The sequence below is a fragment of the Synechococcus sp. H55.11 genome, assembly GCF_047462475.1.
Taxonomy (GTDB): domain Bacteria; phylum Cyanobacteriota; class Cyanobacteriia; order Thermostichales; family Thermostichaceae; genus Thermostichus.
Map to the genome: position 1 here is coordinate 2,109 of NZ_JANSJI010000174.1, position 3,169 is coordinate 5,277.

Below are 3,169 nucleotides of genomic sequence, written 5' to 3' on the forward strand. Positions count from 1 at the left end.
CCCCAACCCCAGCCGCCGCAACCACAGCAGCCTGCCCCTGTGCCACCACCTGCCCCGGCGGAAGTTGCCCTGGCCACTCCTAGACCTACCCCACCCCCCACACCAACTGCGCCTCCGGCTCCTCCTCGGCCTGCGGCAACCCCAACTGCAGCCCCACCTCCGCCCACCCCAGCCCCCCGACCCACTCCCACCCAGACCCCGCCGCCCGTGGCGGCTGCTCCTCCTGCCACGCCGGCTCCCACGCCTCCCCCCACCGCCGAGCCTCTACCCGTGCAGCCCAGCGAGCGGGCTTCGGATCTCAGCCAATTGCAGCCCGTTGCGCCTGCTCCCCAACCGCCGACGGAGGTTCTCCCTGCTGAGCGGCCCTCCGATTCTTCCCAGTTGGGGCCGCCCATCAGCGCTTCCGCTCCCAGTGATGGGGCTGGGATCCAGGGCAGAGGAGCCAGCGGCTTGGCCAACCCCACCCAGTCGGCTCCCAACCCCCCCAGTGTGGCGGCGCGGGCCAATGTGGATTGGGGCCCTTGGCTGGCAGCTTTGCAACGGAAAGTGGAACAAAATTGGATCCCAGGGCAGACCGGCACTTCCCGCCGCACGGTGGTGATCTTCACCGTGGGTCGAGCCGGCGACCTACAGAGCATTCGCTTAGGGCGCACATCTGGCAGCCAACAAACCGACGACGCGGCGCTGACGGCGATTCAGCGGGCGGCACCCTTTTTGCCTCTGCCTGAAGCCTACGAGGGTAACTCGGTGACGATCAACTTCACCTTCGACATCAATGTGTTGGGACAATTAACCGTAGGTGGATCGGCTAACTGACAACGGCCTCACGGTGCTGCCTCCCAAAACGTCGCAGCAGAACTGCAGGGATCGCTCCAGCTTGTCAATTGCGGATCATGGCAGGGACAGAAGGCACTGGACAAGCTCGGAGAATCGGCGACGGTGCGTTTATCCTAGTCCTTGATTCTTAGAGATCCGTTGATGGGCACAACTTCCCTGCAGCGCACCCCCCTGTTTCCCTTCCATCAAGCTCTGGGGGCGCGGTTTGTCTCCTTTGCCGGCTGGGAAATGCCCCTGCAGTACCAAGGGGTGGTGGCCGAGCATCGAGCGGTGCGGGAGCGGGCGGGCGTCTTCGACATCTCCCACATGGGCAAGTTCGAGCTCTGGGGGCCAGAGCTGGGATCCCACCTCAGCCGGCTGGTGCCCAGCGACCTGGCCGCCGTTCGGGCGGGATCCGCTCGCTACACGGTTTTGCTCAATCCGCTGGGGGGCATTGTGGACGATGTCATCTTCTACCGGCATCCACCGCAAGGGGAGCTGGAGCACTGGAGCCTGATCGTCAACGCGGCCACCCGCCACAAAGATAGGGAGTGGCTGCAGCAGCAGGGGATCCCTGGGCTGGAACTGCAGGATCACACCGAGTCCCAAGTGCTGCTGGCGGTGCAGGGGCCGGCAGCGGAAGAGGTCCTTCAGCCCTTTTTGGCGGGATCCCTGAAGGCTTTGCGCCGCTTTCAACACGGGCAGTTTGCTCCTCAAAAAGAGGGATCCTCAGGGGCAAGGGTCTTTGTGGCCCGCACCGGCTACACCGGAGAAGACGGCTTTGAGATCTTGCTTAGCCCCCCAGAGGGCTGCTGGCTCTGGGAGCAACTGGTGCAGGCAGGAGTACAGCCCTGTGGCTTCGGCTGCCGCGATACCCTGCGCCTAGAGGCTGCTTTTTGCCTCTACGGCCAGGACATGGACGAGAGCACCACTCCCCTGGAAGCTGACTTGGGTTGGTTGGTCAACAATCCAGGGGACTACATTGGCAAGCTGGCCCTCGAACGTCAACGCGAGCAAGGGATCGCGCGTCGCCTGGTGGGGTTTCGCCTATTGGATCGAGCCATTCCCCGCAGCGGCTATGCCATCTACGCTCCCAACTCCCCTGAGCCGATCGGGCGGGTAACCAGCGGCAGCCATTCTCCTACCTTGGGCTACGGCATTGGCCTGGGATATGTGGATTCAACTTGGGCCAAGGTGGGATCCCGGCTGGAGATTGAGATTCGGGGCCAGCGCCGGCCCGCCGAAGTGGTAAAAAAGCCCTTCTACAGAGGGGCAGGCTCCGGTTAGCTTGGGGAGTTGAGCTGTCTGCCGGCCTTGGGGGTGGAGTATTCCTGCTGCAGCCGCCGCAATTTCCGCAGGGCCCGCCGCTCAATTTGCCGGACTCGCTCCCGCGAAAGACCGATGTGCTCCCCGATCTCCCGCAACGTCAGGCCCTTCGACCCATCCAGCCCATAGCGGGCCACAATTACCTGCTGCTCGCGTTCGCTCAGTTGGCCCACCAGAGCGCGCACCTCCTCGCAATGGGCAACCCGGTTCAGATGTTCGACCGGATCGTTGTCCTCGTCGGGGATAAAATGTTGCAGCTCGGTGCCGTCTTCGTCCCCTACTCCCACATTCAAAGAACGCATCTCCGCCATGTGGCGGGTGATCAGCTCACGGTAGTTATCGCCGATATCCAGAGAATCAAAAACCTCTTCCGCTTGGGGACGCGATCCCCTTTCGGCGGACAGCTCGCGGTAGCGCCGCTTCACCTGGGAGACCTTCTCGTACATGTGGGCGGGCAGCCGGATCAGGCGCCCCTTGTTTTGGATGCCGCGGTTCACGCTCTGCCGGATCCACCAGGTGGCGTAGGTGGAGAACTTGTACCCCCGCGTGGGATCGAACTTTTCCACGGCGCGAGTGAGGCCGATGGTGCCCTCCTGAATCAGATCCAGAAAGGGCAGACCGCGGTTGCGGTAGCGCTTGGCAATCGACACCACCAGGCGCAGGTTGCACTCCACCATGCGCTTCTTGGCGGCTTCCCCCTGCCGCAGGATCTGCTGCAGCTCCTCTAAAGGGATCCCCAGCCGTTGGCTCCAATCCTCCAGCGACTCGTGCTGCCGCCGCTGCTCCAGAAGGGCCATCATCCGCTGCACTTGGTGGGCCAGACGCAGTTCTTCCTCGGCAGTGAGCAACGAGTAGCGCCCAATGATTTTTAAGAAACGCCCCACTGCGTCTTGCAGCTCAAGATTTTCCGACATATCCAACCCCACACCATAAGTTGATGCCCTGTCAGAATCTTCTCTTCTGCTGTCGCGTCAAGCTTTCTTCCCACTAGGAAGCCGACCTTGCTGCAAACAGCACCTTATTCATA

General features: G+C 62.8%; 3 protein-coding genes. 2 read left to right on the forward strand and 1 reads right to left on the reverse strand.

Annotated features, from left to right (window positions below; genetic code table 11):
- Together NW853_RS07325 and gcvT are read left to right on the forward strand one after the other, a co-directional pair.
- Positions 1-816: energy transducer TonB (locus tag NW853_RS07325; protein WP_414348679.1), on the forward strand; the 816-nt coding region annotated here is incomplete at its 5' end.
- A 162-nt stretch (positions 817-978) separates the two neighbouring features.
- Positions 979-2,103 (forward strand): glycine cleavage system aminomethyltransferase GcvT, encoded by a 1,125-nt coding sequence (gene gcvT, locus NW853_RS07330; protein WP_414348682.1) that lies wholly within the window; start codon positions 979-981, stop codon positions 2,101-2,103.
- On the opposite strand, the gene NW853_RS07335 is transcribed toward gcvT, so the two are convergent.
- The gene (locus NW853_RS07335; protein ID WP_414348684.1) at positions 2,100-3,056 is read right to left on the reverse strand and encodes a sigma-70 family RNA polymerase sigma factor; all 957 of its coding nucleotides are present in this window, start codon (positions 3,054-3,056) and stop codon (positions 2,100-2,102) included. The two genes, gcvT and NW853_RS07335, sit on opposite strands and share 4 nt — an antisense overlap.
- Between the last annotated feature and the right edge of the window lie 113 nt (positions 3,057-3,169).

What these genes read in the sequence shown, in the direction of transcription:
- NW853_RS07335 (WP_414348684.1), bottom strand. Translation starts at nt 3,056, where the DNA reads ATGTCGGAAAATCTTGAGCTGCAAGACGCAGTGGGGCGTTTCTTAAAA.
- gcvT (WP_414348682.1), top strand. Translation starts at nt 979, where the DNA reads ATGGGCACAACTTCCCTGCAGCGCACCCCCCTGTTTCCCTTCCATCAA.